Origin of the sequence: Paenibacillus provencensis, from assembly GCF_042678545.1 — a bacterium.
Lineage (GTDB): Bacteria > Bacillota > Bacilli > Paenibacillales > Paenibacillaceae > Paenibacillus > Paenibacillus provencensis.
The window spans coordinates 1-1,137 of sequence record NZ_JBHTKX010000022.1 but is presented as its reverse complement, the minus strand read 5'-3'; the positions used below and the strand labels follow the sequence as shown (position 1 = coordinate 1,137).

The 1,137-nt window shown below is 48.9% G+C and carries 1 protein-coding gene; it reads left to right on the top strand.

What is annotated here, in order from left to right; all coding sequences use genetic code 11:
• A partial coding sequence (locus ACFQ3J_RS27025; protein ID WP_379294428.1) for a fibronectin type III domain-containing protein occupies window positions 1-1,137 on the top strand: 1,137 nt, incomplete at both ends.

The window sequence follows — 1,137 nt, the reverse complement described above, 5'->3', positions numbered from 1 at the left end:
ATATCTCTTTTGAGGCAGTGGAGGGAGCTACCTACTACAAAGTGAGCGTGAATGGAAAAGAATACATCAGGGAGACACCCGGTTTAGCCCTAATTGATTTAAAACCAGGAACGACTTATGAATGGGCAGTACAAGCCGGTAACACGGCGGGTGAAGGAAGAAGTACAACGGGATCCTTCTTAACCCTTCCTGGGAAAGTAGATAATCTGTCAGCAAGTGCTACGGAAGACGCCATTTCGATGAGATGGGATCCTGTGAAATCGGCAACGAGCTATAAGATTTATGATGCCGAGATGAATTTAATCGAAGAAGTAGAGAGTGTAGATTACACTCTAAACGAGCTTCAGCCGGGAACGGATTATACTTTCATCCTCGAGGCAATCAATGCATCGGGAACGGGCCAAATGAACAGTATCTCTTATGTGACGGTCCCATCGCAACCAGCTGGTGCTGCTGTTACAAACATCACAGAGGATGCTGCAGAGATACGCATTCCGACTGTAAGCGGCGCTGTTTTTTATGAAGTAGATTTCGAGGGTGAGCTGTATACCCTTCAGGAAGACATGCTTCAGCTTACTGCATTGGAGCCCGGTGTCACCTATCAATACAGCGTAGCAGCCGGTAATCAGGCAGGGAAGAGCAAGAGCTATGTCGGAGAATTCACCACGCTTCCGGATACCGTATTGAACTTGTCAGCGCAGCCGCTAGACAGCAAGCGAGTTCGTCTGGAGTGGAGTCCCGTGAAGTCTGCAGATTACTACCAGGTGTATAATGCGGAGGGTCGAGTAATCGAGACGGCAAGCGATCCAGCAATCATCATCGAGCAGCTGAATCCGGGAACTTCCTATGAGTTTAGTGTCGGTGCCGTGAATGGATCCGGCGAAGGGAAGAAGTCCACGGTCAGCTCACTGACCATTCCGGATAAAATCGCTGATCTTACCATCGGCGAGGTCACGGAGAGCGAGGCGTCTCTTTCCTTTGAATCCGTGACCGGGGCCACATACTATACTTTGAATGTAAATAACATCGAGTCTAGAATCGCTTCTGATCAGCAGGAAATTGAATTGAAACATTTGACTCCGGGAACGAAGTATAGCGTAGGCCTTGCTGCAGGTAACGAGTCAGGGCAAGGGGAGA